The sequence below is a fragment of the Litchfieldia sinesaloumensis genome (genome assembly GCF_900156865.1).
Lineage (GTDB): Bacteria > Bacillota > Bacilli > Bacillales > Bacillaceae_L > Ferdinandcohnia > Ferdinandcohnia sinesaloumensis.
The window spans coordinates 737,426-762,526 of record NZ_LT732529.1; the positions used below are offsets into that span (position 1 = coordinate 737,426).

Here is a 25,101-nt window from a genome sequence, read left to right on the forward strand (position 1 = left end):
ATGAAAATCTATGTGAGTGTAGATATGGAAGGGATTTCGGGTGTCATGCTACCTGAACAGCTTAAAAAAGGTGGATTATTGTATGAAGAAGCTAGGAAGCTACTAACAGCTGAAGTTAATGCAGTAATTGAGGGGTTAATTGAAGCTGGGGTAGATGATATCTATGTCAAGGATGCTCATGGAACAGGGTACAATTTTATTGCTTCAGAATTGCATCACCAGGCAAGATACTGTATGGGGGCAACAAATATCTCCAGACGCTTCCCTGGTTTGGATTCTTCATTTGATGGAGCTATGTTGATCGGCTATCACACAATGGGTGGGACTGAAGGAGCAATTCGAGATCATACGATGACCTCGGTCGGTTGGCAGTCCATTCAAATTAATGGGAGACCTATAGGTGAGATAGGAATTGATAGCCTGTTATTTGGCTTACACAATGTACCCATCCTTCTTGTAACAGGAGATAAAAAGACATGTGCAGAAGCAATAGAGGAAATACCTAATGTATGTACGTATGAAACAAAAGAAGGCTACGGAAGGCATGCAGCATTAATTAAACCACCTAAACTAGTACATAAAGAAATAAAAGAGTTGATAAAAGAATCAATTAATAATAGGGAAAATGTATTGCCGGTTAAATTAGAAGGGCCATACGAAGTGGTAATCAAGTTTTTAAGTACAGATCAAGTCGATCATAGATACTTTGATGGTACGCGTAGCATACGTATAAATGGTTTAACGGCTGCATATTCGAGTGACGATTTTATTGAGGTTCTTTCATTAGCTTTGTAAGGGGAGGGGAAACACATTTTCAATGGAATATTCAATCGGAATTGATATTGGTGGTACGAAGATAGCGGCGGGTATTATTAGTAGAGAAGGAAGTGTCTTAATTAAGAAAGTATTTTCCACGCCTCAGGAAACAAAAAACTCCATCATCCAGTTGCTTGAAAATATTATTTTTTCATTAACTGAGACTGCAAGGACTGAAGAGAAGAAGCTTGTTGGAATTGGTATAGGAACAGCTGGACAAATCGATTTTGAAAAAGGAAAGGTACTTTCAGGTACGGCAAACATCAGGGATTGGAATAATGTTGCTTTAAGAGATATTCTTTCTAAAAAAACAGATTTGCCTATCTACATTGAAAATGATGTAAATGTCCTTGCCCTAGCTGAACAACAGCTTGGTGCAGGGAGAAACGTAGAAAACCTTATCTGCCTAGCTTTAGGCACTGGCGTTGGCGGCGGTGTTATTACAGGTGGTGAGTTACTTCGAGGAGCATGGGGTGGCGGTGCTGAGCTAGGTCACATTACGGTTAATATGAATGGGCCATTATGTAACTGTGGTTTCCAGGGTTGCGTTGAAGTGTATTCGTCAGGAACTGGAATAGCAAGAATGATGAGAGAAGAATTGGATGCCTATAGAGATAGTGAAGGTAATAATGACCTATTATACTATCAAAAACATCCTAAAGAAGTGACAAGTAGACTTGTTTTTGAATTAAATAACGCTGGAAATGAAGTAGCTGTAAAAGTAGTAGAGACAGCTATTAATGCTCTTTCATATGCAATTGTTAGCATGATTCATACCTTCAATCCCTCGATGATTATACTTGGTGGTGGAGTATTACATGAAGGAGAATGGTTTATCCAAAAAGTACGAGAAAGGATAGGTATTTTGGGAATTCGTTCCTTGGTTGACCCAGTTGAAATTAAAAGTGCCCAGCTCGGTGATGATGCAGGACTTATAGGTGCCGCCATTCAGCCTTGGGTATATGGAATCGATGTAGACGTTACAAATTAGTAAACCTAAAGTCTTACTAAACAGAGCAAGGAGTGTTATGAATGAGAAATGTTCGGGTGGGAGTTATTGGAGCGGGAAGCATTTCAGAACTTCATTTTAGTTCATATGCCAACAATAATCATGCCAAAATAGTTGCTGTATGTGACCTTAATAAGGAGAGGGCAGTACAAAAAGCAAAGACCTATGGTGCAGAATTTGTTTACTCTGATTATCGTGAGCTATTAGCTAATCCAGAAATCGATGCAGTCAGCATATGTACTTGGAATAACAGTCATGCAGAAATAAGTATTGCAGCACTTAAGGCTGGAAAGAATGTACTGGTAGAAAAGCCACTGTGTAAAACTGTTGAAGAGGCATTGGAAATTGAAAAAACGGTAAAGGAAACTGGAAAACTACTCCAAGTTGGCTTTGTGCGACGTTATGCAAGCAACACGGCCATACTGCAAAAATTTATTCAAAATAATGAATTAGGGAATATATATTATGCAAAAGCCTCTTGTATTCGTAGATTAGGTAATCCTGGCGGTTGGTTCTCTGATTTGGAACGGTCCGGTGGAGGTCCATTGATTGATTTAGGTGTTCATATGATTGATATTTGCTGGTATCTTATGGGACGACCGAAGATAAAGTCGATTAGCGGTAATACATATAATAAACTTGGAAATAGATCAAATGTAGAAAACTTATCCTACTATAAGGCTTCAGATTTTGATGCAACAAAAAATACAGTAGAGGACCTCGCAAATGCTCTCATTCGATTTGAGAACGGCGCTTCTATTTTTGTTGATGTAAGTTTTTCTCTTCATGCGAAAAAGGATGAAATTTCTGTTAAACTATTTGGGGAAAGGGGTGGCGCGGAAATCGAACCCGAGTTATTAATCGTTTCTGAAAAATACGATACAATTGTAAATCTGAATCCTCAAATTGACAATTTGTCATTTGATTTTGTGAAAGCATTTCAATCGGAAATTGATTGTTTTATTGATTGTTGCCATACTGGAGAGGAAACAATTAGTCCTGTGCAGGATGGGGTTGAGATGATGAAAATTCTATGTGGCATATATGAATCTAGTAAAAAAGGTACTGAAATTACGTTTTAGGATGTATATTCTCGTTCTGTAAATATAGCATGTTTATAACGTCTTTGTTTACTTAATGCGTGTATGTTTTACTTTCCCGTAACCCGAGGAAGAAAAGGAGAAGGATATGAATACAATGACGAAATCAAACCCAATTATTATGATTACTAGTATATATAAATCACTAACAAAGGCTGAACAAAAAGTAGCAGATTTCGTAATGGTTGATACAGAAGAAGCTGTATATTCGTCCGTAACAGATCTTGCAGAAAAGTCGGGAGTGGGAGAGACAACCGTTATTCGATTTTGTCGGAAGCTTGGTTTTAGTGGGTACCAGGAGTTTAAGCTAGCTGTTGCTCAAAATCTTGTGAGTCCCGAAGAGCAGGTTCATGGAAAAATAGAAGATAATGATACACTTGAAGTTATTTCTCGCAAAATTACAACTCAAAATATAAATGCCCTTGAAAATACACTTAACTTATTACAAACACAAGCACTCGAAAAAGCTGCCAAGTCAATTATCTCGGCCAATCGGTTATTTTTCTTTGGTATTGGTTCATCTGGTATAACTGCAATGGACGCTAGTCATCGATTTATGCGTTTCGGCTATAATGTCATCACCTCTTCTGATTCGCATGTTATGGCAATGAACGCGGCTCTCGCAACGGAGGATGACGTCGTTTTTGGCATTTCCACCTCTGGAAGTACAAAAGATGTTGTTGATGCAATTCGAATTGCTAAGGAAAATAACGCATTAGTCATTTGTTTAACGAATCATGCACGCTCACCTATTACTAAGTATGCAGATGTTATTTTATTAGCTGCATCAAAGGAATCACCACTTCAAGGCGGAGCGTTTGCTTCTAAGATTGCACAACTTCATTTACTTGATATTTTAACATCTGTTATTGCATTAAAAGATAAGGGTCAAACTTTTCAATCAATTGAGCAAACAGCTAAGGCTGTTTTGGATAAGATGTACTAGTTTTTATAAGGTAGATGCAGTTACGACTGCATCTTCTTTTATAAGTAAATAAATTAATGAGGTGATTATATGAAATTAAGTATGAGTATGTATAGTTTACATCAAGATATTGTTAACAAAAATTTAGATGTGTTTGAGTTTATAGATTATGCCTCTTCGATTGGTCTTGATGGAGTAGAGCTTTTAGATATGTACTGGAAGGATGAAGAGAAAGAAATCCCTGAAGTAATACATCTGTTGTCAGAAAGAAATCTTCTAGTAAGTGCCTATGATATTTCAAATAACTTTGTGAAGACCAGTAAAGAGGAACGAAATAATGAAATTCAAAAAGTTTACAAAGGAATAGATATTGCCCAAAAGCTACATACAAAAGTTGTTCGAATTTTTAGTGGTGATTTAAGTGAAAACGTTTCTTTTGAACAAGGAAAATCATGGATTATTGAATGTTTAAAGGAAAGTGCAGGTTATGCGGAAGATAAAGGGATAATACTTGCAATTGAGAACCACGGTTACTTCGCTGGTCGAAGTGAACAGGTTATTGAATTAATTGATGCGGTTAATTCTACGCATGTAAGAAGCACGCTTGATACAGGTAATTTCCTTTTAGTAGATGAGGATCCAAAGCACGCCGTTTCTGTTTTAAAGAAATATGTGTCGCATGTACACTTTAAGGATTTCGTTCGAGTGGGAAAAGAGTACGTGGGTCATGCGTTTCAAGCATTGTCTGGCGAAAAATTTATGGGGACAGTAGCAGGGGAAGGAAGCGTTGACCTTCAACATGTCATTCAAGAGTTAAGAAGTGTTAATTACAACGGATGGCTGTCTGTAGAATATGAAGGAACTGATGACCCTAAGGTAGGAGCAAAAAAATCAGTACATAATCTAAGAGCAATAGTACATGCAGGAAATTAAAATCAAGCTGAGCTTTATTCCTTTGAATGATTCATAAGGAGCCCAAGGATAATAGGTCAAAATTTATCCTTTTACGAAAGAGGTGGTTAAGATGTTTTCCTATAACGGAAAAGTATTTAAAGTAATGGAGGTGATAGGAAATGTTTGTTATGTCAATTTATTGTGGCTTATTTCCTCGCTTCCTATCATCACAATCCCAGCTTCAACCTCCGCCATGCTTGGAGTGATGAAAGACTTTTCAGAAGGAAATGAACCGTCTGTATCAAAAGGATTTGTTAGTCATTTTAAGAAATATCTTAAGAAATCTAGTGTGATTGGGCTTTTTCAATTTCTAATTGGGTTTGTATTAGTAGTTGACCTTCAAGTTATTTGGAATCTGGAAGGTATCCTGCAATATATCATGATCTCCTTAATTGGATTATTAGCATTAACGTTTATATTTATGTCCTTCTATATTTACCCACTATTAGTGGAATCTGATATGTCTTATAGGGAATTGATTAAAAACTCATTTTATTTATCAATCACGAGACCTTCAACTCCCATAATCATATTGCTTTTTATTAGTATCATTGTTTTTGTTAGTACATTCATTCCATTTCTACCTATTTTATGCGCTTTTAGTATGATTAGTTTTATAAATTACTATTTTTGTAAAAGAACCATAACTAAAGTTAAAAATATAGTGAGTATCTAAAGGAGTTTGTATATGAAAATAGTGTATCTACCACTTGATGAAAGACCTTGTAATTTGATATATCCACAACAATTAGCCGCTTCAGCAGACGTTACCCTTCATGTACCAAGTAAAGAAATTTTAGGAAATAAGAAAATAGCAGCATCATATAGTAATATTCGAAATTGGTTAGTGAAGGAAACTAAGGATGCTAATTATTTAATTATCTCATTGGATATGCTTATCTATGGTGGCATTGTGCCTTCCAGAATACACAAATTTTCTAAAGAAGAGTGTCAAAAAAGGCTTGAACTTATTAGGGAATTAAAACAACAAAATAAAAACCTAACTATATATGCATTTAATTTAATTATGAGAGTTCCCAATTATAATAGTAGCGATGAGGAACCAGATTATTATGAGTTTTTTGGGGAAAAGATATCCAGTTATGGAAAATTGGTAGATAAAGAATCAAGAGGGCAACTTTCAGAGACTGAGGTTCATAGCCTGACTGAAATAAAAGGAGAGATTCCTTCCGAGATATTAGATGATTTTATCGGAAGAAGAAGGATAAATTGTTCCATTAATCATGATGCGATAGAACTAGTAGAAGATGGGATGATTGACTCATTAATCATTCCCCTTGATGATAATGCGGAATATGGTTTTAGTTCTATTGAGCAGAGTGAACTTGTATCTAAAGTGGAAGAACTGAATTTATTTGATAAAATTGCGATTTACCCTGGTGCAGATGAAATAGGATGTACTTTGTTTGCAAAGGTTTTCTGTGACATCCATAATTATACACCAACAATTTACATCAGATACTCCTCAACAAATGGACCGTTCATCATTCCAAAATATGAGGATCGGAGCTTACATGAAAGTATTAAGTCCCATATAACCGCAATGGGTGGTATTGTGGCTGACAATTCAATCGAGGCTGATGCAATACTATTTACACATTCACCTTCAGTCAGTCAATCGGGTGTCGCAGAACCAAATCAAACTTTTCATGAAAGGCATAAATCCTATTTCTCCGAAGTTAACTACCGGGAATTTGTTCAAGCTCTACGTTATTATGTGCAAAACAGTAAGGTTGTTGGGTTAGCAGATGTTGCAACCTGCAATGGAAGTGACACAACCTTAATGAATTATATAAGAAAAGTAGGTTTACTTGAAAAAATTCATGCCTATGCGGGCTGGAATACATCTGGAAATACATTAGGAACTGTAATTTCTCATTTAATTATTGAAGCGTATTACCAAAGCCAAGCTACTGAAAGTGAAAAGAGGAAAAGCAAAAGTAGAGAGTATTATTATTCTAGGTTAGTTGAAGATTGGGGCTACCAAACAATTGCTAGAAAACATCTATCAAAACATGATGTACCACGTCTTGGTGGTACGTATTTTGATATCTCAGACCAATTAGAAGAAATACAGAGACTTACAAAAAAACTGCTTTCCGATTTTATCAATGATAACTTATCTAATCTATCTGAAGGAAAAATCATTTTACGTCATGTGTATTCTCCATGGAAACGCATGTTTGAAGTTGGGCTCGATTTGCAATTTGAATCCTTGAGGAGTGAATCCAGTGAAGTTGGAGCAAAAGGCTGATTTAATTATTATTGGTGGTGGGATTGGTGGGTGTACTGCGGCACTAGCAGCAGCTAAAAGAGGTAATAAAGTAGTCTTAACTGAGGAAACGGACTGGATTGGTGGACAATTAACGAGCCAGGCTGTACCTCCAGATGAACATCAATGGATTGAGCAATTTGGTTGTACAAAAACATATCGGGAATTTAGAGACCGTGTAAGGGAGTACTATCGCAAAAATTATCCCCTAACAGAAGATGCCAGAAAGAATCGATTACTTAATCCAGGTAATGCATGGGTTAGTAGGCTTTCACATGAACCAAGGGTTGCCCTTGCAGTACTTACTGATATGTTACAACCATTTATCAGCAGTTCTAAAATTACAATTTTATTGAATCATAAAATTATTTCTGCTGAAACAGATGGTGAAGAAGTGTTGTCTGTATCTGTGGAGGATAAGAATAGTAGTTTAATTACTAGGTTGTTTGGAACATTTTTTATTGATGCTACAGAGTGCGGAGATCTCTTACCACTCACAGGAACGGAATATGTAACAGGTGCTGAATCAAAGGAAGAAACGGGCGAACCACATGCGGTTAATGGGCCAGCGATTCCACAAGATATCCAGTCAATTACTCATTGTTTTATTGTAGATTATATCGAAGGAAAAGATTTTACAATTGAAAAACCGGAACAATATGAGTTTTGGAAGGAATATAAGGCTGATTTTATGAATGAAAAGCTTCTAAGTTGGTTTGGTGCAGACGGAGTAACAGGAAAAACGAAAAAGTTCGGCATGTTCCCTGGTGAGGGAATCTCCTTATGGGATTATCGTAGAATTATAGATCCTTCTATGTTCCAGCCCTCATTTTTTGAAGGAGAAGTTTCCATTATAAATTGGCCGCAGAATGATTATTGGCTAGGATCAATCATTGATGTTACAGAGGAAGAAAAACAAAAACATTTAACTGGTGCAAGACAGCTTAGCCTTTCACTTTTATATTGGTTACAAACAGAAGCTCCAAGACCAGATGGCGGTGTTGGATATCCGGGATTAAGGTTACGGAAAGATATGGTCGGAACTGAGGACGGTTTAGCTAAATATCCTTATATAAGGGAATCAAGAAGAATTAAGGCCGAATTTACTGTACTTGAACAACATGTTAGTGCTGATATACGTGGGGAAGAGGGTATAGCTAATTTCCCTGATTCTGTCGGAATTGGTTGGTATTATATTGATTTACATCCTACTATAGTTACAAACACAACTTGTTATGTTCCAAGCTATCCTTTTCAAATTCCACTCGGGTGTCTCCTGCCGATAAGGATGAATAATATCCTACCAGCCTGCAAAAATATAGGAACCACACATATAACGAATGGATGCTTTCGATTACATCCAGTAGAGTGGAATATTGGAGAAACAGTTGGTTACCTTGTTAGTTTTTGTCTTGAAAGAGGAATAAAACCTCGTGAGGTTCGAAATAATCATGTATTGTTAAAAGAGTTTCAACAATTGTTAGTCCGTGAAGGAATTGAACTAGACTGGCCAAGAGTTGTAGGGGCAGTTACTAACAAAAAAGAAGGATAGACAAGAAAATCTAAATTATCGTACATGTTAGTAAACAACCGATTTACGAGTTAGGAGGTTATTAATTGCTCCCATATCGATTACTCGCTATAGACTTAGACGGTACAACTTTAAACGATAACAAGGAAATTACACCAGCAACAAAATACTGGGTTAGAAAAGCCGGTGAGAATGGGGTCGTTGTATCCATCGCTACAGGTAGGGGTCGACAATCTGCAGAAACATTTAGAAAAGAATTAGCTCTTACTTCACCGATGGTGTATTTAAATGGAGCAGAAATATGGAAATCACCGAACAATCTACTTGAAAGACACTATTTAATGACTCAGGACATCCTTAAACTTTACCATCTCGCTATTCAGACAGATTCTTGGTTTTGGGGCTTCACCGAAGACCGTTTTATTAGAAAATCCGATTGGCAGGATGAGCTTGTAAATGGGAAATGGATGAAATTTGGACTATTAAATGATAATTTATCTTTAATTAAAGAACTGAAGGTGCAACTAGAACGTTGGGGCCATCTAGAAATTACTCAATCATCAGATAACAATATTGAGATTTCGACTAAAGGGATTTCAAAGGAGTATGGGATTCGAAAGGTTTGCAGTTTACTAAATATAGAATTAGAGAGTGTAATGGCAATCGGGGATAGCTTTAATGACTTAAAGTTAATTAACTCCGTCGGTTTAGGTGTTGCGATGGAAAATGCAGCTGATGATGTCAAAAATGTTGCAGATAAAATTACATCATCAAACGAAGAGGATGGGGTAGCTAAAGCAATATGTCATTACTTATTCGAAATGGATTACAAATAGAAACTCAAACAAGTATCTATTATTTGTAGAGGCTTTGTTAAAACGAATTGCATATAGAAAGACAACTTGTTGTTCTACATTCAAAATACCCTAATAAACTTTTAACATCATCAAAGAAATTTCGTAAGGAGTGGGATTTTGAAAAAAGTTGACACATTTGTAGTAAATGCTGACCGAGCAACAGTTTATAAAGTGTTCATGGATCCGATGAAACTAGGACCTTGTTTTCCGGGTTGTAAAGAGGTTAAGCAACTGAGTCCAACAACCTATGAAACATTGGTAGAGGTAAAAGTGCAATTTGTCCCTATCAAAATCCTAGGGGTAGGGGAGTTAAAAGAATCCATCGAGAATGAAAGAATTGTCGTCGAGATGAAAGGAAAACCTGTTTCACTGGCAGGATCCTTTACAAACACACTAACCGCAAATCTTAAGACAATCGAACCAAACAAAACACTTGTTGAATATGAAATGGATTTCGAAATGACAGGGAAACTAGCTTCAATTGGAGAGCTCTTAATGAAAGGTTCAAAAAATAAACAATCAGCAGAGTTTATGAAAAATGTTCAGGAGCTGTTTTAGCAAACATAATCGTATTAAAGAGAGAGTAGTAGTAAACTGGTACCTATGTCAAGGACACTATAAAAAAAGAGATTAAGCAATTAGAAGGTGATTCCTATATTGAATAGGAGTCATCTTTTTTAAGTTCCATTGATATCGATAATTGTTATAGTAAACCATGTAATGATTTATTTTTGCCTTTAGCTCTTTTAATGTCTTACACGATTGATAGTCAACCTCATCTTTTAAATGACCAAAGAAGGACTCTTGAGGGGCATTGTCCCAACAGTTTCCTCTTCTAGACATAGATTGGCCTAGTCCATACTTTTTTAATAACTTTTGATATCTTGGGCTCGTATAATGGCTTCCTTGGTCCGAGTGAATAAAGGCATCTTTGTGTAGATTAACTTTCTTATTATTAACTAATTTATGGATTGTCTGAGTTGCGATGTCTAAAGTGATACGATCTGAAACATGATAAGATAGGATTTCATTAGAGGAGGCATCTTTTACAGTCGACAAATAGGCCATACAATTACCGTCATATGGCAAGTAAGTAATGTCCGTTAATAACACTTTTCCAGGTACTCCTTGCTTAAATTCTCTGTTTAATTTGTTTGGAACCACCTGATGCTCCTTAGTCGCTTTCACTATCTTTTTATAGGGATTCGCCCTTCTATGAGGACAGACAATACCATATTTATTCATGATTCTTTGTATCTTTTTACGACTAAAGATAATGTTATAGTCATTCTCCAGTATCATTTTTATTGAACGTGAGCCCTTCTTATATCCCCGACGATTAAATGCCATTAATATGATTTCTTTAGCTCCTATGTCCAATTGCTCTCTTGCTTCTCGACTACCAGATGCCCTTAGGTAGCTATAGTATCCCGAACGGGATACTTTTAAAAGGTCGCAAAAATACTTAGTCATTCGATTAAATTGATTTTGTTCAATGGTCTCATAAATTAACTGATAAACTTTATTCGGTTCTAGGTTTAAGCTTTTGTTTAACAGCCTCCTTTCTGTCACTTCTAGCTTTTTTAATAACTCATCTTGTCCCTCGAGAAGTTTGATTCTAGCCTCTTGCCTTTCAATTACTTCGGATGGTGTAAGTTCACGTTTTAAGGGTCTGCCGGAACTTGTTTTCCTTGTATCTGTAAGCCCAATTAATCCATTCTTTTCATAAGCCTTTTTCCACCTGTGAGCTGATTGTTCTATACGTTTTATTCCAATCACGTCTGGATCAAAGCCATTCTCAATAAAAATTTGTCTAGGGAGTTTGCCCGCTAAATACTCATCCATGAATTTAGTTTTAAATGCGTCAGTGTATGTAATAGACCGGTCGCTAACTCGTTGTACATTTGGATTTTTTTGAAGTGTTTTTATCTCTTTTGCTGAAAATGTAATTTTACTCATATTTGTCCCCAATCCCCATATCTTGAAATTCAAGTATATAAAAAAATACCTGTAGATAAAACACTCTTTTTCAAGTGTCCTAACTACAGGTACCATATTAGTAGACAAGAAATCTACTACTCTCTTTTTTGTTTACAAGGTTTGTTCAAACGAATTCTGTACAATTCTTTCCGGATGAGAGTAAACATTTAACTTTCCTCCACGGATAAAACCAACTGCAGTAATGTTCAGTTCATCTGCCATTTTGATTGCTAAGTCAGTTGGAGCCGATTTTGATAAAACAATCCCAACACCAATTTTTGCAGCCTTCAGCAATACTTCAGATGAAATACGTCCGCTAAATACAATTACTTTGTTCCGAACAGGGATTTTGTTGCTTAAGCAATATCCATATATTTTATCAAGTGCGTTATGTCGACCAATATCGGTACGGTTCACAATTATTTCATTTGATGTGCAAAGTGCTGCGTTGTGTACACCACCAGTATCCTTGAAGACAAGACTACTGTTTTGCATTTCGTTCATAAGTGTAATACATTCTTCGGGAGTAAGGGTTATGGTTGATGTTGATGTTTTCGCCGTTTTTGCATCATTTACAAAATAGAATTGTCTACCTTTTCCGCAACATGAACCTATGAAACGCTTTGTGTAATATTCCTGACTTGTTATTACGTCGCGAGTCGTTTCGACATACGCATAGCCCCCGCCCTCATCAATATGGAGGTTCTTAATCTCGTCTCGGAAACGGATTACTCCTTCTGAAGCTAAGAATCCTATAACAAGTTCTTCAAGCTCTGAAGGCGTACAAACCATCGTTGCGAATTCATTGTTGTTTAGGATAATAGTTAACGGATATTCAGTGACAATTTGATCTTCCTCATCAAACAACTCACCATCCTCGAACCTAATGATTCCTTTTTTTACAGTAATGGAATCCACCATGTATACACCTCACTTATTATTTTTCAAAGTATGGATGCGCTTTCTAATAGATTACTACATTATAATCATACTTTTTTTGGAAGCACAACAAAAAAGATTATTAATAACTCAAAATAATTTTACAAAAAGGCTATTGTATTATTTTGCTAGTTTTGTTACTATTTTAACAATAGTCACAATATCGACACACTTTTGTCACAGGATAGCGAACCTGTCTCTGATGCAAAATGTGGAGATATGAAAGCGATTACTGTTAATTTTATAGTAGCGATCCTGCTAGGGAAATTAACCGTCATCATCCTTATGCTTGTATAAGCATAGGGTTGTTGACGGTTTTTTGTTTGGTAGGAGGACTACTGTAAGGGATAACAGCACTAATTTGAGAAAAGGGAGTGTAAAGAATGGGAAAGACAAAAAATCGCTGGTTGATTGCAGCCTCGGCAGTTGGTATTCACTTATCGATTGGATCTGTATACGCATGGAGTGTATTTACTAAACCCCTCCAAAATCAATTTGGATGGGATTTAACCGACATTAGCTTGACCTTTAGTATCGCAATTTTATTCTTAGGTTTGTCGGCAGCCTACCTAGGTCATTTTGTTGAAAAGTACGGCCCTCGTGCTTCAGGTCTACTTGCCGCTATCTTCTTTGGTGTTGGAATCACTGGAGCAGGTCTTGCTATTCAATTAGAATCACTGACATTATTATATATATTCTATGGCGTATTAGGAGGAATTGGTCTAGGCGTTGGATACATTGCACCGGTTTCTACGCTTGTTAAATGGTTCCCTGATAGACGCGGGATGGCAACAGGTCTTGCAATAATGGGGTTTGGCTTTGCTTCTTTAATAAGTAGCCCAATCATGCAAAAGCTAATTGAGACAGTAGGAATCGCAAATACATTTTACATTTTGGGAGTTTCCTATTTTGTCATTATGGTTCTTTCATCGTTGTACCTTGCTCCACCTGAAGCAGGCTGGATGCCGGCTGGCTTTAAAGAAAAGGTCTCAAATGGAACAACCAAATTAAAGCAGGATTTATCACAATTAACTGCAAATGAAGCGATTAAAACAAAACGTTTTTATTATTTATGGTTGATGCTCTTTATTAATGTTACATGTGGTATAGCAATCATTTCTGCAGCATCTCCACTAGCACAGGAAAGTGTTGGATTAACTGCGGTTGCGGCTGCTGCATTAGTTGGAGTGTTAGGAGCATTTAATGGGCTTGGTCGTATTGGTTGGGCGTCAGTTTCTGACTATTTAGGAAGACCAAATACATATACGACATTCTTTATTATCCAAGTTATTGCGTTTCCATTACTTCCATATGTGTCGAATCCGTTGTTATTCCAGGTATTACTTGCACTCATTTACACATGTTACGGTGGTGGGTTCGCAGCAATCCCAGCATATATTGGAGATTTATTTGGAACCAAACAGCTTGGTGCAATCCACGGTTATATTTTAACTGCGTGGGCAGCAGCTGGCCTCGCAGGTCCGATGTTTGCTTCATGGATTCGTGATACGACTGGAAGCTATACTCAAAGCTTAACGGTATTTACTGCCCTATTTGCTGTTGCGTTGGCGATTTCACTTCTAATCCGTTTGGATATTAAGAAGTTACAAAAACAACAACTTGAAAAAGGTGCTGAGCTTGCTGGTTGACAATCATTGGTAAACTTGATTTACTTAAAGTTAATGAGTAACGAGTAAGAGGTAAATAAAAAATGAATAAATACGAAGCCGAGTTTAGCAATCTTGTAAGGTCGTTTCGCAAAAAGCATATGGGAAAAGGACCTAGTAAAATTACAACAACCTTTTGTAAAAATTGGGCCATTTGTGAGATGGAAGGAAATCTGTCTCCAGTGGAGAAGTTTATTGCCGGTGCAGATGAGGGGAAACAAATGCTTCGTGCCGCGAGAACCGAAATGGTTAAAGAAATGTATCGAAAAAACAGACCTATTGAAATGGAAACATTCCTAGGTTCAAATCTAGTAGATTTATTTGTTGATATTGATATTGATCGAGATTTTGGAATGTCTATTTTTGTATTTGATCAAGACTTAGAAAAGAAGTTCTTAACTAAATAACAACAAACGTGTTCTTTTTGAACATCATATCGTGTTGGCACTTGGTAGCGACCCTGCTAAAGACTAACCACCGTATCATTTTTCTACCAACCTAGAATGATGTTCGGTGGTTTTTCGTTTAGTTGGAGAAGGATTATCTATTTGAATGGCGAAAGCATAGATAATATATATCAAATTTGACCATACACATAGTAATAGCGAAATAAGGGAAGAGGGGGATTTAAAAGTGGGAAAAACAAAGCATCAGGGACCAATCAGTACAACAAAATTGCCACAACCAAAGCACTGGGTCAGTCCTGTTCCATTTGGTTTAGGAAAAGTGAAGCCAAAGCATATTCGTGATACGATGAAAGTCGCCTGGGAAAACAAGGACAATCTTGGGTATGCTTCACGTATTTTAACGCAAGGTGTTTGTGACGGATGTGCACTAGGTGTGTCGGGTCTTTATGACCAAACATTAAAGGGACCGCATATGTGTACAACTCGTTTAAATGTACTTCGCCTGAGTACTATGCCAGCGATAAAATCTGAAATTCTTCATGCAGATATTGATGAATTGCGAAAGTACGATAGTACTGAATTACGGCAGTTAGGAAGAATTCCGTATCCGATGATTCGTCGTAAGGGAGAAAGAAAGTTTTCTAGAATCACATGGGATGAAGCGATGGACATGATTGCAAACAAGATGAAGAAACTAAATCCGAAGCAATATGCTTTCTATCTTACATCACGTGGTATCACAAATGAGTCGTATTATGTAGCGGCTAAGGTTGCTCGTTTTTTAGGTACGAACCATATTGATAACGCTTCCCGTATTTGTCATTCCCCGAGTAAAACAGCAATGAAGCGTTCCGTTGGTGTTGGTGCCTCAACAGCCAATTATCAGGATTGGATAGGGACAGATGTATTAGTTTTCTGGGGGAGTGTTGCTTCAAATAGTTCGCCTGTTTCAACCAAATACATGTTAGAAGCGAAAAAACGGGGAACTAAAATTATTGTGATTAACCCTCATCGAGAACCAGCAATGGATAAATATTGGATACCTTCTAATTTGGAATCTGCCTTGTTTGGAACAAAAGTTGCGGATGATTTTTACCAAGTCAGCATCGGTGGGGACATCGCATTTATGTTTGGCATTATGAAACATTGGTTTGAGATGGAAGAAAATCAACCAGGTTCCGCAATTAATCATTCATTCGTTAAGGAACATGTGAATGGTTATGAAGAATTAAAGACGCATGCAAAGGCACAAAACTGGGATGAGATTGAGAAATCTTCGGGTGTGACAAAAGAACGAATCATTGAATTGGCGGAAACGTTAGCCAAAAGTAAAAATGCAGTGTATACATGGGCGATGGGTTTAACCATGCATTCGTTCGCAACAGATAATATTTCACAGGTCGCAAATCTTGCTCTGCTACGCGGTCACCTAGGACGAAAACACAATGGGTTAATGCCGTTTCGCGGCCACTCCTCAGTTCAAGGATCAGGTGAAATGGGAGCAGACCCATTTGTTCTACCAGGTGGGGAATTCGACGAAAAAAATAGAGAACGAATCGAAAAGGTGTGGGGATTCGAAATACAAAAATGGCAAGGGGATATTGTTGGGGTCACCCTTGAAAATATTGTTCTTCCAGAGGAACATGAGCGAAAGGTAAAACTTTATTATATGTCCGGTGGGAATTTCCTAGAGACCATGCCAGATCCTGATTTTGTAAAGAAAGCATTGTCTGAACTAGATATACGCGTTCACCAAGATATAATCTTAAACACTTCAACACTTGTTGATGCAAAGGAAGCAGTGATTGTCTTACCTGCCAAGACACGATATGAACAAGAAGGTGGCGGTACCTCGACGTCAACAGAGCGTATGGTGTATTTTTCACCAGAGATTCAAGGAAATAAAAATGAAATTAAAGAAGCGCGTGCGGAATGGAAGATTTATGTGGATCTCGCCAAACGGGTAAAACCTGAAACTGCACATCTGATTGATTTTAAGACTGGTCAGGAAATTCGTGATGAGATTGCGATTGCGAACCCAAATTACAATGGAATTCAACATCTTAAGAAAAAGGGAGATGTTTTCCAATGGGGAGGGGCATGGCTCTGTGAAGACGGTATTTGTCCAACTCCGGATGGGCGAGCTAACTTAATACCTGTTGAAATTCCTGATTTCGGGAAAAAAGAGGAGCAGTTTGTCTTAACCACTCGTCGTGGAAAACAATTCAATTCAATGATATATAAAGAGGTTGATCCATTTAACGGCGCTGGTCGTTATGATGTGCTAATCAACCCTGAGGATGCGAAGGAACTTCGTGTAGCGGATGGTGAAGCAATCGTTGTTCATAATGGTTTTGGGGTATTCCAAGGAAAAGCCAAGTTTGCGGATATCGCTCGAAAAAATTTAGGCGTACATTTCCCGGAAGGAAATTTTTTATTACCGAGGGGCCGTTATGAAAAATATGCTGGTATACCAGATTACAACATTGCCGTGTATGTTGAAAAAGCAGAACGCTTCAACGCAAGGAAAGACACGCAATACCAAGAAAAAGAAATTGCAGATGATTTAGACATTAGTCCACCAGCTTAATATTTTTTTTGATGCCCTCAAATCTATATTTGGGGGCATTTTTACGCAGGAACAGGGAATGGATAAGAGTAATGTTCGATTTGAAGGGATGTTATAATTGTTTTCGTTTCGTGGAGATGCACATAAAATCTATCTAAAACTAAAATGTCATGTAGAGCGGGACCGGACCTTTAGCCATGTGAGGGATATGGAGGAAGTCCGAGAAATTATGGGCTTTTATGAGAAAATTGATTCAAAGACATTGAAAATTATTTACTATCGCATGTTAAAGGAACAGAGCGGATCTGGGATCATTCCAATACTAATAACAGCAATTCCTTGGTTTTTATTTCTTTTTTCGAACCAATTGCAGAAGTTTTTATTAGGAAAGGGATACTTATATCTGGTCCTCTTTAGTATCATTTATTTCTCGTTGCTCTTTTTCAGTGTAATCCTACATTTTCGAGAAAAAGCGTGGGCTACCTTCCATATCAACATCATCTGTGACATATTGAATGAACGAAAAAAAGTTGGGAACTAGCTTCCCAACTTTTTTGTTAATATAGTATCTGAATAATACCCAGTGTTAATATCCCCATCATGACGGATGAGAGTAACCCGACAAATAATGGACGTAACCCGGCGGATTTAATCTTTTTAAAATCTGTTCCTAGACCAACGCTTGCCATAACCATGATGATAAGAAACTTTGCAATGCCATCTGTTACACTTGTTACGGATGATGGAAGTGAGAAAATGGTATTGACTGCAACAGCTCCGGCAAAAAATAATATAAAGCTTGGAAATACCTTGCTAATCCTTAGCTTATTGTCGCTAGCTCCTTTAGATTTCATAGAAATATAGATGGATAAAAGAAGAGTCACTGGAACGAGCATAAGAGTTCGAATTAGTTTTATAACAACAGAAGTATCCCCAGCAGTACTGCTATAGCTGTATCCCGCAGCAACCACAGATGAGGTATCATGTATAGCTAACCCTGCCCATAGTCCAAAAATTTGATCTGACATTGAAAAAATCTGTCCTAAAAGAGGGTAAAATAAAACTGCCAGCACATTGAAAGCGAAGATGGTATTAATCGCATAAGCTGTTTCTTCCTCTTTTGCCCGAATAATAGGACTTGATGTTACAATAGCAGTAGCCCCACAAATTGCAGTCCCTAGTGCAACAAGAATTGGGATGTTCCCATTCAACTTAAAGAGCTTGGCCAAAATGAAAGTAAAAAGAATCCCAGTGATAACAGCCATAACAACTAGGAGAATTGCCTCATATCCAAGTTGGAAAATACTCGCATAACTCAGTCCAAAACCTAGTAGTACAATAGCAACCTTCAACAGTGTTTTTAACGTATAGGTTATTCCTTCCATAAAGACAACGGGAATACTAAGGAAGTTGCGAACCAGTATTCCAATGATAATGGCAATTACAGCTCCACCTATTAAAGGGAAATCTTTCCCTAACGAGTTAGCCAAGACACCAATGATTAAAACGAGAGCCACACCAGGAAGCTTGTTTCGAAGCGAGTGTGTATGGTCTACTAAAGTAGATTTCTTTTCGTATGATTGTGATACTTGTAGATTTGCATTACTCATGTCGTTCATCCTCATTTTTAATTTTACTTTATTAATAGTACCATAGGATGGACACCCTTCACAGGTTCATCTTCTTCCCTTATAATTAACTTAAACTTAGAACAATACGTCATGTGGTTGTGACACACATTGTATAAGAAAAAAAAAGAGGAAGTGATTTCTCACTTCCAAACACGAACAGATAAAGAATAAGGAGCTAACACCACACTGTATAGTATGCACAAAGCTATTCGGACATGTGGGGTAGTACACTACGTCAAACACACATTTTTTTACAAATCTTACTAAAAAGGTGTTTTTTATGATTGAACAAGCAAAACAAGTTTTACAGTCGTCTTTTGGATATCCTTCCTTTAGACCTGGCCAAGAAGCCATTATTGAAAACATATTACAAGGTAACGATACACTCGCGATTATGCCTACTGGTGGCGGAAAATCAATGTGTTACCAAATTCCCGCACTTATCTTTGAGGGAACCACAATTGTCATTTCCCCTTTAATTTCATTAATGAAAGATCAAGTAGATACATTGCTCGGGGTAGGCATACCGGCAACCTATATCAATAGTAGTATTTCTTTACAAGAAATCCAGGAAAGACTGCAGGATGCACGAGCTGGTCGCTATAAAATCATATATATTGCTCCTGAGCGACTCGAATCCTCTCAATTTCGATCCCTTTTATCTTCAATCCCTATTTCAATGATTGCCGTTGACGAAGCACATTGTATTTCACAATGGGGGCATGATTTCAGGCCAAGCTATCGCAATATCCATTATATGATTGCCGAACTGCCATCAAAGCCTGTGGTAGCGGCATTAACAGCAACTGCAACGGTAGAGGTAAAGAATGATATTTGCAATCAGTTGAAAATTACTCCATCTGCTGTTTTTATCACAGGTTTTGCTAGAGAGAATCTTACGTTTAATATTCTTAAAGGTGAAAATAAGCGAGATTTTGTAAAAAGCTTTTTAAAAGCTAATAATAACCAATCTGGAATTGTGTATGCCGCAACACGTCGCGAGGTTAATGAGCTTCACTCATCCTTAGAAAAGGAAGGATTTTCAGTAGGGAAATATCATGCTGGACTTTCCGATGAAGAACGTAAACAAGCACAGGAAGATTTCCTGTTTGATACTGTGAATGTCATGATTGCGACAAATGCATTTGGAATGGGAATTGATAAAAGTAATGTGCGATACGTCATTCATTATAATCTACCAAAAAACATCGAAGCGTACTATCAAGAAGCTGGACGAGCTGGTCGTGACGGGGAAAAAAGTGATTGCTATTTATTATTTGCTTCACAAGATATTCAGTTGCAAAAATTTTTAATTGAGCAATCGACAATGGATGAAGGGAAAAAAGAGCAGGAATATCACAAGCTGCAGCAAATGATTGATTACTGTCATACTGAAAAATGCTTACAACAATATATCTTAGAATATTTCGGAGAGAAGGAAAGCACTTCATGTGGCCGCTGTTTTAATTGTACGGATGACCGTGAAAAAATGGACGTAACAACTGAAGCACTCATGGTATTTTCTTGTATCAAACGGATGAAAGAGCGATTTGGAAAGACGATGGTTGCACAGGTATTGAAAGGCTCAAGAAGTAAAAAAATTCTAGATCTTGGATTCACATCTTTATCTACTTACGGTTTGCTTAAGCAGTACTCAGAAAAACAAATCGTCGGCTTAATTGATTACTTGGCTGCAGAGGGCTATGTGAAGTTAACAAACTCCCAATACCCCGTGCTCGTACTCGATGCAAAAGCATTACCTGTCTTAAAAGGAGAAGTAAAAATCTTTAAAAAGGAACAGGTTAAGAAAAAGCAAGTTGTCTCTGACAATATACTATTTGAGAAACTACGCGAGGTTCGTAAGGAAATCTCGACTCGGGATAATGTGCCTCCATATATCGTATTTTCAGACAGCACATTACGAGAAATGAGTGAGGTAGCGCCAATAGATGAGAAGGAATTGCTAGAAATAAAAGGGGTTGCTCAAATGAAATTAGAGCGATATGGCGAAGACTTTCTCACAGCTATTCAAAAGTATGTTGAGGAAAAAGGGACAGCAGTTAAGTAGAACGTAGTATAAGGAGTGGCCCATTTTGCCTAGGACAATTAACCAAACAATCTTTATTTGAATAGTTCTGTAAGGACTATGAGTAAGGGGAGAAGCAAATGTCCTATAATACAAATGATCAGCGCCAAAAAACGTTAGCATGGCATGAAACTCTTGAACTTCATGAACTTGTAGCCTTTCAGTCCATTGGACTTATGAAACTAAAGGATGCAATAGGGAAAGTTAAGGAAAAGGAATTGAAGGAACTATATCGACAAACCATTCGTGATTTGGAAGCAAACCTAAATGAGTTAATGGCATTTTATAAAATGGCGCCTCGGAGTGAAGTCGATGAAAGACGTCTTGATCCTGTATTTTACGCGGGCGACTTATTAGCTTTTGCAAAAACTTCTGTACGCAATTATGCAATTGCAATCACTGAAACAGCAACACCACAATTGCGAAATGTGTTTTCTAAGCATTTACAAAAGGCTATCGAATGTCATGCAAGAGTGTTTAACTATATGTATAAGCATGGTTATTATCCATCGTATGATTTCGAAAAGTTGCTAGCCAATGACGTTACACTTGCTAGAAAGGCACTTTCAATGAAATACTAGTTCTATAATGAAAGGCACCTTATTAGTAGGTGCCTTTTTGTTGTTTGTCATTATAAAAGAAACAGCTTTTCTATTGCCAGGTTGCGTTCATGTTGTTCTTCTTGAGTTACTAAATCATATTTCTTTAACAAGTGAAACAATTCATTAAGAGCTTGCTGCGAACGGTCTTCTTTAAGAAAGTGAGTTGCTGTATTGTATAGTTCTTCTGGTAAGTAACTTTTTTGACTTTCTAGCTTTTTGATTACATCCTCTTTTGAGTGGTCAATTGTACATGCAGACATAAACTAACCTCCAATTAATTATGTTACTCTCAATTCTAACATGATTGGTAGGAGAGGGGCTTCTTTTAGAGAAAGTATGATCAGAAACTGTGTTGGCAACTCAAAGATTAGAAAAGGTTGGGAGAAGATATATTGGCAACCGGCGTTACCAACCTTGGATTTGGATAAAATGAGGTGAAAGCGAAACCGTAAACTACGTTATCATCCTTGCAGTTGGATAAAACTAGGCGAAAGCGAACCTGCACCCTCTGTTATCATCCTTGCAATTGGATAAAATTAGGGAAAAGCGAACCCGCAAAGTCAGTAATCATCCTTGCAATTGGATAAAATTAGGGGAAAGCGAACCCGCAAAGTCAGTAATCATCCTTGCAATTGGATAAAATTAAGGGAAAGCGAACCCGCAAAGCCAGTAATCATCCTTGCAATTGGATAAAATTAGGAGAAGGCGAACCAGTAACCTGCGTTATCATCCCTGCACTTGGATAAAATTAGGAGGTTGCGAACCAGTAAAGGTCTGTAACATCCCCGCATTTGGATAAAACTAGGAGGTTGCGAACCAGTAACCTGCGTTATCATCCCCGGACTTGGATAAAACTAGGAGAAAGTCATCCCGCAACCCACGTTATCAGCCAACTGTCAGTTGTACAAAACCCCCTGTTTGCCAACTGTCAGTTGTACGAGAACCCCTGTTTGCCAACTGTCAGTTGTACAAAACCCCCTGTTTGCCAACTGTCAGTTGTACGAGAACCCCTGTTTGCCAACTGTCAGTTGTACAAAACCCCCTGTTTGCCAACTGTCAGTTGTACAAAATCGTTTACCAACTGTCAGTTGTACAAAACCGCTATTTGCCAACTGTCAGTTGTACAAGAACTCCTTTATGCCAACTGTCAGTTGTACAAAACCGCTATTTGCCAACTGTCAGTTGTACAAAATCGTTGTTTACCAACTGTCAGTTGTACAAGAACCCCTGTTTGCCAACTGCCAGTTGTACAAAACCGCTATTTGCCAACTGCCAGTTGTACAAGAACTCCTTTATGCCAACTGCCAGTTGTACAAGAACTCCTTTATGCCAACTGTCGGTTGTACAAGAACTCCTTTATGCCAACTGTCAGTTGTACAAAACCGCTGTTAGCCAACTGCCAGTTGTACAAAACCCGCTGGTTGTCACCCTGGTAGTTTGTACAAAACTAGGATTAAGCAAAACAGAAAGTAATTAAAAACAACCTCAAGTGACTTCAACCACAACATTATTCATATCCTTTTGGTAAAATGGGGAAAGAAAACAAGGGAGGTGTGAGATGGCTTATTATATTTGGATTTTCTTGAATGCTTTGCTTGTAATTAGTACATTCATATATATTTGGATATTTAGAACTCACGACTCACATATTGTCACGTTAGGGCAAGGATTTGCTCAGGTTGCGATTATCCTATTTATCATAAATGTAAATATGTATTTTATCTTCCTTGTGATTCGCCGAACAAAAGTGCGGAAACTGAAAATAACGCTTGCTAGACTCTCAAGACTGATGATGAAATCGCATATAAAACTTGCTATTGTAGGAACGATTTTAATTGTTTTTCATGGAGGGATCATGTTTTTTAAAATTGGCGGGGTAATTGGGTATGGGCATCCTAAAATTATAAGCGGAATTGTAGCAATACTCTTTCTAAAAGTAACTCTTCTGGCAGGATATCTTCGCCATAAGAAGTCTTCTGGTAGGCGGCGGAAATTTCATTATACGACAGCTTTTCTATTTACATTAATGTTTCTAGTGCATATATTTTTACCGATTTAAAAACACAAAAGACCGCCCACATTTCCGATCTGGTTAGTCCCGCAACGAAGCGAAGTTGGAAGTGGTGGACGGCCTTACTTATAGTATATGGTATTAGGGTAAACTTTTATGCGTCTTTCAAAATAGAAATCATACTAGTTTTTATATCATTCCAAAGCTCTTTGTCTGTTGTGATACTCTCAACAAAGGATTTAATAAATGCCTTAAATGCAGCATCATACTCAGGTGATTCTTTTTCTGGAACACTTGCCTTTAATTCATCAGCAAGAGCCTGGGCTTTGGGTGATCTTGGACCCCATTTTCCAACTTCTTCATAGTCTTTGTTGACGAATACGATAATCGGAATCGAGCGTGATTTCCCATTCGTTAAATATTGGTCCATTAGCTCTAAATTTTCATCTCGAATTAAATAGCGAGTTTCAATCAATGCTTCATCCGCTACTCTCATTAGGATAGGGAGGTTAACCATTGCATCTCCACACCAGTCTGCTGTTAATACAATAGCTTTCAGCTCTTTTCCTTGTAGTGCTTGCAGAAGTTCTTTGTCCGATTCTTCTAGTTGGAATTGGTTATACACTTTTAATAGGTTTTCTTTATGAACTTGCATGCTGTTAATGTAGTCAAATTGATTCAGCCCTTTTTCAAACCATGGTTTTAAGTTTGCCACTTTGAATTCCTCCTCTATTAGACACTATCTGCTTCCACTATAAATGAAAAAGGAGATTCAAACCACTAACTTGCTTAGGAAAGATACTGATTTACAGTTTCGTAAAATTCATAGGAATCCTGGTTGGGAAAATTCACTAAAATTGGCTCATCTTCAACTAGAACATCGGTTAATACTTGATAATCACCGTGTGCGGAAGACATTTCAGTTTGTTCCCATTTCCAACAAGCGCCTGTGAATGCAATTTGGTAATTGCTTAAGAGTCTAATCTCGTATAGGACCTCATTTAATTCGACAAAGCCAAGACCGTGATTAGATTCAAGTTTTTTCACTAATTCATGTTTTGAAATGTTCATATTTCATTCCCCCAATTATTGATAGTTTTACCTATGGGCTTGCTGAATAAGCTATCCAAGTATTGTTAGTTATGCGGTTCATATTTAGGAGGAAAACGTGACAAAATAGTGGAGCCAAGGAGGATTGTCCTTTGGTGATTATGCAAGAGGAGTTGAGTGCTGGGTGAGATGGCAAAGGTCACTGATGGATTTACTTAAGAGTCGCAAAAATAAAAAGATAGCACTGGCAGTAGATACATCTACAAATCAGGTGCGGTCCATTTTAATAAATAATATCATAAAGTTTTTTGGCGAAATGATTCCAGAGACACAACTTGTCCAGGCTGATTTTAAAATTAGAAGCATTTCACCGATTCAAAACCCATCCATCAAATTTTTTACACATGGTAAGTCTTCCTACACAGAAGTACTTGAATGGGCAGACCAAGAGAAAATTGATACTGTATTTTATATAACAGATGTCACTGGTTACTTTTATGATGAGTTGAACGTAGAAGCTGAAGTATTCTGGCTTGTCCCAGATGACTATCTACCAAAAGTCCCGTTTGGAAAAGCGATAAAAATTGCCTAATTTAATATGGAATGACGCCTAGGATTCCGTGAAATCTAGGCGTTATTTAGTTGGATAAATTATCCTTGACGTATCGGCATAA

Annotated in this window: 24 protein-coding genes; 18 read left to right on the top strand and 6 right to left on the bottom strand. The window is 37.4% G+C overall.

The window, feature by feature from the left end:
- From CZ490_RS03620 to CZ490_RS03665, 10 genes are all read left to right on the top strand, one after another.
- Window positions 1-795: a M55 family metallopeptidase gene (locus CZ490_RS03620; RefSeq protein ID WP_077617602.1), complete on the top strand. Its 795-nt coding sequence runs from the start codon at window positions 1-3 to the stop codon at window positions 793-795.
- 22 nt (window positions 796-817) lie between these two features.
- Window positions 818-1,807 (top strand): ROK family protein, encoded by a 990-nt coding sequence (locus CZ490_RS03625; RefSeq protein WP_077617603.1) that lies wholly within the window; start codon window positions 818-820, stop codon window positions 1,805-1,807.
- A gap of 41 nt (window positions 1,808-1,848) precedes the next feature.
- Window positions 1,849-2,907, top strand: coding sequence for a Gfo/Idh/MocA family protein (locus CZ490_RS03630; RefSeq protein ID WP_077617604.1), 1,059 nt, complete (start codon window positions 1,849-1,851; stop codon window positions 2,905-2,907).
- Window positions 2,908-3,022: 115 nt separating this feature from the next.
- Window positions 3,023-3,871, top strand: a complete 849-nt coding sequence (locus tag CZ490_RS03635; RefSeq protein WP_142255421.1) for a MurR/RpiR family transcriptional regulator — start codon at window positions 3,023-3,025, stop codon at window positions 3,869-3,871.
- Window positions 3,872-3,940: 69 nt separating this feature from the next.
- Window positions 3,941-4,783, top strand: a complete 843-nt coding sequence (locus tag CZ490_RS03640) for a sugar phosphate isomerase/epimerase family protein (RefSeq protein WP_077617606.1) — start codon at window positions 3,941-3,943, stop codon at window positions 4,781-4,783.
- Window positions 4,784-4,874: 91 nt separating this feature from the next.
- Window positions 4,875-5,480: a YesL family protein gene (locus tag CZ490_RS03645; protein ID WP_077617607.1), complete on the top strand. Its 606-nt coding sequence runs from the start codon at window positions 4,875-4,877 to the stop codon at window positions 5,478-5,480.
- 12 nt (window positions 5,481-5,492) lie between these two features.
- On the top strand, window positions 5,493-7,079 hold the full coding sequence (locus tag CZ490_RS03650; RefSeq protein ID WP_077617608.1) for a DUF4127 family protein: 1,587 nt from the start codon (window positions 5,493-5,495) through the stop codon (window positions 7,077-7,079).
- Window positions 7,057-8,649, top strand: coding sequence for an FAD-dependent oxidoreductase (locus CZ490_RS03655; protein WP_077617609.1), 1,593 nt, complete (start codon window positions 7,057-7,059; stop codon window positions 8,647-8,649). The genes CZ490_RS03650 and CZ490_RS03655 overlap by 23 nt, the downstream gene beginning before the upstream one ends.
- A gap of 65 nt (window positions 8,650-8,714) precedes the next feature.
- Complete coding sequence (locus tag CZ490_RS03660; RefSeq protein WP_077617610.1) at window positions 8,715-9,464, top strand: Cof-type HAD-IIB family hydrolase; 750 nt, start codon at window positions 8,715-8,717, stop codon at window positions 9,462-9,464.
- 138 nt (window positions 9,465-9,602) lie between these two features.
- Entirely contained in the window at window positions 9,603-10,043 is a 441-nt protein-coding gene (locus tag CZ490_RS03665; protein ID WP_077617611.1) for an SRPBCC family protein, read from the top strand.
- Between the two features lie 72 nt (window positions 10,044-10,115).
- Here the strand turns inward: CZ490_RS03665 and CZ490_RS03670 are convergent, their stop codons facing one another.
- Window positions 10,116-11,444 (bottom strand): IS3 family transposase, encoded by a 1,329-nt coding sequence (locus tag CZ490_RS03670; RefSeq protein ID WP_077617612.1) that lies wholly within the window; start codon window positions 11,442-11,444, stop codon window positions 10,116-10,118.
- Window positions 11,445-11,576: 132 nt separating this feature from the next.
- On the bottom strand, window positions 11,577-12,386 hold the full coding sequence (gene fdhD / locus CZ490_RS03675; protein ID WP_077617613.1) for a formate dehydrogenase accessory sulfurtransferase FdhD: 810 nt from the start codon (window positions 12,384-12,386) through the stop codon (window positions 11,577-11,579).
- A gap of 401 nt (window positions 12,387-12,787) precedes the next feature.
- On the opposite strand from fdhD, the gene CZ490_RS03680 reads away from it, so the two are divergent.
- From CZ490_RS03680 to CZ490_RS03695, 4 genes are all read left to right on the top strand, one after another.
- Window positions 12,788-14,053: an L-lactate MFS transporter gene (locus CZ490_RS03680; protein WP_077617614.1), complete on the top strand. Its 1,266-nt coding sequence runs from the start codon at window positions 12,788-12,790 to the stop codon at window positions 14,051-14,053.
- Window positions 14,054-14,115: 62 nt separating this feature from the next.
- Complete coding sequence (locus tag CZ490_RS03685; RefSeq protein ID WP_077617615.1) at window positions 14,116-14,478, top strand: Na-translocating system protein MpsC family protein; 363 nt, start codon at window positions 14,116-14,118, stop codon at window positions 14,476-14,478.
- 226 nt (window positions 14,479-14,704) lie between these two features.
- Complete coding sequence (locus CZ490_RS03690; protein WP_077617616.1) at window positions 14,705-17,068, top strand: FdhF/YdeP family oxidoreductase; 2,364 nt, start codon at window positions 14,705-14,707, stop codon at window positions 17,066-17,068.
- Window positions 17,069-17,165: 97 nt separating this feature from the next.
- Window positions 17,166-17,588 carry a hypothetical protein gene (locus CZ490_RS03695; RefSeq protein ID WP_077617617.1) on the top strand — a complete coding sequence of 141 codons (423 nt, stop codon included), beginning with the start codon at window positions 17,166-17,168 and terminating at the stop codon, window positions 17,586-17,588.
- A 16-nt stretch (window positions 17,589-17,604) separates the two neighbouring features.
- Here the strand turns inward: CZ490_RS03695 and CZ490_RS03700 are convergent, their stop codons facing one another.
- Window positions 17,605-18,657, bottom strand: a complete 1,053-nt coding sequence (locus CZ490_RS03700) for a YeiH family protein (protein WP_159439905.1) — start codon at window positions 18,655-18,657, stop codon at window positions 17,605-17,607.
- 301 nt (window positions 18,658-18,958) lie between these two features.
- Here CZ490_RS03700 and recQ point away from each other — a divergent pair, with 301 nt between their 5' ends.
- Both recQ and CZ490_RS03710 read left to right on the top strand, forming a co-directional pair.
- Window positions 18,959-20,746, top strand: coding sequence for a DNA helicase RecQ (recQ, locus tag CZ490_RS03705; RefSeq protein WP_077617619.1), 1,788 nt, complete (start codon window positions 18,959-18,961; stop codon window positions 20,744-20,746).
- 98 nt (window positions 20,747-20,844) lie between these two features.
- The gene (locus CZ490_RS03710) at window positions 20,845-21,345 is read left to right on the top strand and encodes a spore coat protein (protein ID WP_077617620.1); all 501 of its coding nucleotides are present in this window, start codon (window positions 20,845-20,847) and stop codon (window positions 21,343-21,345) included.
- A 50-nt stretch (window positions 21,346-21,395) separates the two neighbouring features.
- Here the strand turns inward: CZ490_RS03710 and CZ490_RS03715 are convergent, their stop codons facing one another.
- Window positions 21,396-21,626 carry a group-specific protein gene (locus tag CZ490_RS03715; RefSeq protein ID WP_077617621.1) on the bottom strand — a complete coding sequence of 77 codons (231 nt, stop codon included), beginning with the start codon at window positions 21,624-21,626 and terminating at the stop codon, window positions 21,396-21,398.
- Window positions 21,627-22,924: 1,298 nt separating this feature from the next.
- Between CZ490_RS03715 and CZ490_RS03720 the strand changes: the two genes are divergently transcribed.
- On the top strand, window positions 22,925-23,425 hold the full coding sequence (locus CZ490_RS03720) for a hypothetical protein (protein WP_077617622.1): 501 nt from the start codon (window positions 22,925-22,927) through the stop codon (window positions 23,423-23,425).
- 106 nt (window positions 23,426-23,531) lie between these two features.
- Here CZ490_RS03720 and CZ490_RS03725 read toward each other — a convergent pair whose 3' ends face one another.
- Both CZ490_RS03725 and CZ490_RS03730 read right to left on the bottom strand, forming a co-directional pair.
- The gene (locus tag CZ490_RS03725) at window positions 23,532-24,092 is read right to left on the bottom strand and encodes a thioredoxin family protein (protein WP_077617623.1); all 561 of its coding nucleotides are present in this window, start codon (window positions 24,090-24,092) and stop codon (window positions 23,532-23,534) included.
- Between the two features lie 74 nt (window positions 24,093-24,166).
- Window positions 24,167-24,448, bottom strand: a complete 282-nt coding sequence (locus tag CZ490_RS03730) for a hypothetical protein (RefSeq protein ID WP_077617624.1) — start codon at window positions 24,446-24,448, stop codon at window positions 24,167-24,169.
- Between the two features lie 163 nt (window positions 24,449-24,611).
- Between CZ490_RS03730 and CZ490_RS03735 the strand changes: the two genes are divergently transcribed.
- Complete coding sequence (locus CZ490_RS03735) at window positions 24,612-25,019, top strand: VWA-like domain-containing protein (protein WP_077620933.1); 408 nt, start codon at window positions 24,612-24,614, stop codon at window positions 25,017-25,019.
- The last annotated feature ends 82 nt before the right edge of the window (window positions 25,020-25,101 follow it).